The organism is Streptomyces sp. NPDC049687, assembly GCF_044465285.1.
In the GTDB taxonomy this organism is placed as follows: domain Bacteria; phylum Actinomycetota; class Actinomycetes; order Streptomycetales; family Streptomycetaceae; genus Streptomyces.
Map to the genome: position 1 here is coordinate 1 of NZ_JBITLN010000039.1, position 2,820 is coordinate 2,820.

Genomic DNA, 2,820 nt, shown 5'->3' on the forward strand with positions numbered 1-2,820 from the left:
TTGATGTCCGAGATCGAGGACTCCACCACCCGCATCTCGCACCTCGTCGACGCCGCCAAGCAGTACTCCCAGCTGGACCGCGCCCCCTACCAGGTCGCCGATGTCCACGAACTCCTCGACAGCACGCTGCTGATGCTGTCGGGCAAGATCGGTCCCCAGGTCAAGGTCGTGAAGGAGTACGACCGTTCAGTGCCGAGGATCCCGGCCTACCCGGCCGAACTGAACCAGGTGTGGACCAACCTGATCGACAACGCGGTCTTCGCCATCAAGAGCGCGGACGGCGAAGGGACGTTGACCGTACGCACCGCTGTGGTGCACGACCGGCTGCTGGTGGAGTTCCGCGACACGGGCCCGGGAGTGCCGGCCGAGATCCGCGACCGGATCTTCGACCCGTTCTTCACCACCAAGCCGGTGGGCGAGGGCACGGGGCTGGGGCTCGACATCTCCTGGCGGATCGTCGTCAACAAGCACCACGGTGACCTGAAAGTCGAGTCCGTACCCGGCGACACCCGCTTCCAGGTGCTGCTCCCCCTCACCGCCACCGACCCCGCCACCGACCCCGATACCGTCCCCGACCCGGCCCAGAAGCCCTCATGACCAAGGACACCGGCATCGACCCCAGCATCCCGCCCAGCGGTGCCGGATGCGTCGAGTGCGACGCCGACGGCGGCTGGTGGTTCCATCTGCGGCGCTGCGCCCAGTGCGGTCACATCGGCTGCTGCGACGACTCACCCCCCAAGCACGCCACCGGCCACTTCCGGGACACCGGCCATCCGGTGATCCGCAGTTACGAGCCGGACGAGGCCTGGTTCTGGAACTTCGAGACGTCCGAACTGTACGACTCCGGTCCGGCCCTGGCTCCCCCGGACGCCCACCCTGCCGACCAGCCCACGCCGGGACCGGCGGGGCGCGTGCCGGCGAACTGGGCGGACACGCTGCGCTGAGCCTGACCGACCAGGGCTGTCAGTGGTGGACGTCAGGATTCATCTGTGCCGCAGAACTGTTCGGCACTCCACTCATCGGCCGATCGCGATGCCCCTGCCGCAGCTCCACGGTGCCGACGACGGCGGCATCCTCCTCCCCCCCTCCCCCGCAGGTCGACGACCGACATCGGTTCGCCGCCCCGCGCGCGCTGGAGGTCGTCCCCGTCGTCGGTCACTTCCTGCATGGGGCGGATCTCCGCCCGGTGACCAGCGTGCAACCTTCAACCCGGTCGGTCAGAACCGTCAGGTGAACGCTGCTCGTCGATGAAGGCGACCATCAGCCGTTGCGGGGGTCGAGCTCCCCGACGAAGAAAGTAGATCGCCGGTCACCCGGCCTACGCCGACTGGCAGCGCCGGGCCGAGCCGTCCGCCAGCGACGCCACCGCCGTGCCGTGGAGGCCACCAGCTGGACGCGCACCACCCTCGGCCTCCGGACCGAGATCCAGCACGCGAGCTACGCCTACACCGTCCAGCTCCACCCGGGCAGCGGCACGGCCTACATCGCCCGCCGCCACGCGGGACCGGTCGGCACCCCACACCGACCGTCACCGCGACGCCCCTCCGCTCACCTCACCAGCCGTTGACCGCGACCAGCAGGGCGACCCCGCCGGCGAACACCGCCAGGCCGCCGTACCCGAAGACGAGGACGATGTTCCTCTCGCCGCGGTAGTCAATGTCCTTCAGGAATCCCCGCTTGGCACGGCGCGGCTTTCTCCGGTCGTAGACCACCGGAACCACCGTTCCCAGGTCCGCCATCCCCCTTTGGCGCTCACGGAATTCCGCCCCGGGTTCGCCGTCGGCCAGACGGATCTCGTAATGGATGTGGTACTCCCCCGTGCCGGCGTACTTCTGGTCCACGGAGACCGCCTCACCCTCGACGCCGTGCCGCGCCAGGTTCCGCAGGCGGCGATACAGCACGAATGTCGTGGATTGGGTGATCAGTGCGGCCGTTCCCGCCATCACCATGAGGAATCCGACGATCAGACCGCCTGTCGAGTTTTCCACGGCACCCCACCCATTCCTGCCTGTCCGGCAAAATCACCGAGAAATACGACACGATCACCGAATCTAGCATTAGCCGAACAGGAGGGTCAACACCCTCCCCTCCATTCAATCCGAGGTGAAAATGGCCAGCGGTTCGGACTCCTAGGTCCTCGACAAGATCGCCGAACTCAAGGACGAGATCAGCAAGGTGAAAACCACGCTGAACACACATGTCCTGGACGCCAACAACGTGACCGACAAGGAACTCAAGGACGCCCAGGAGGACATCAAGAAAGCAGTCAAGGCGGGCAAGGACGAACAGAAGACGATATGGGAAGCCCTGATGGAGGCGGTGGGCCTCAAAGATGTCTTCGAGGCTTTCAAACAGATGGACACCCTCACTCTGATCATCGTCGCGGTGGGCGCCACTCTGGAATTCCTGGGACCGGAGCCTCAATTACGGCAAGCTACTCAAACTACTGGTCGAAAAACCGACCCCGCACCCCAAGACGAAAATCACGGAGACGGCCACGGCCATCGGGAAACTCAGCGACAGGCTCGACGGGTACAACCCCACCAAACTGCCCAAGGTGAACGACTGCGTGAGGCGCGGAACGCGGCGCACAACCTCGCACAGACCGCCGAGACGCTCAGGGAGAAGTTCGTGCGGGTGTCCAAGGGATTCAGCACCGCGGCCGACTCGCTCGGCACCTGATCCCGTCCCGTTCGAAGGAGGTGATGGAAGCCGGCCGCAAGCCGGACACCTGGCTGTGGTGGGTCCGGTTCGTCGCGGCTGTGGAGGGGTGCTCCGGAGGGTCAGGCGCTCTCGGCGTTCGTGTAGGGCTCCACGCGG

Annotated in this window: 5 protein-coding genes; 4 read left to right on the forward strand and 1 reads right to left on the reverse strand. The window is 66.2% G+C overall.

The genetic code is table 11. The features are described from left to right. The 3 genes from ACIBVL_RS43160 to ACIBVL_RS43170 all read left to right on the forward strand — a co-directional run. A partial coding sequence (locus ACIBVL_RS43160) for a sensor histidine kinase (protein ID WP_399106761.1) occupies positions 1–597 on the forward strand: 597 nt, incomplete at its 5' end. Then, the gene (locus ACIBVL_RS43165; RefSeq protein ID WP_399106763.1) at positions 594–944 is read left to right on the forward strand and encodes a UBP-type zinc finger domain-containing protein; all 351 of its coding nucleotides are present in this window, start codon (positions 594–596) and stop codon (positions 942–944) included. The genes ACIBVL_RS43160 and ACIBVL_RS43165, both read left to right, overlap by 4 nt. Positions 945–1,375: 431 nt before the next feature. Further along, complete coding sequence (locus ACIBVL_RS43170) at positions 1,376–1,567, forward strand: hypothetical protein (protein ID WP_399106765.1); 192 nt, start codon at positions 1,376–1,378, stop codon at positions 1,565–1,567. Here the strand turns inward: ACIBVL_RS43170 and ACIBVL_RS43175 are convergent. Continuing rightward, positions 1,554–1,988: a DUF3592 domain-containing protein gene (locus ACIBVL_RS43175; RefSeq protein ID WP_399106767.1), complete on the reverse strand. Its 435-nt coding sequence runs from the start codon at positions 1,986–1,988 to the stop codon at positions 1,554–1,556. The two genes, ACIBVL_RS43170 and ACIBVL_RS43175, sit on opposite strands and share 14 nt — an antisense overlap. Positions 1,989–2,175: 187 nt before the next feature. Between ACIBVL_RS43175 and ACIBVL_RS43180 the strand changes: the two genes are divergently transcribed. Beyond that, on the forward strand, positions 2,176–2,682 hold the full coding sequence (locus ACIBVL_RS43180) for a hypothetical protein (RefSeq protein WP_399106769.1): 507 nt from the start codon (positions 2,176–2,178) through the stop codon (positions 2,680–2,682). Positions 2,683–2,820 lie beyond the last annotated feature (138 nt).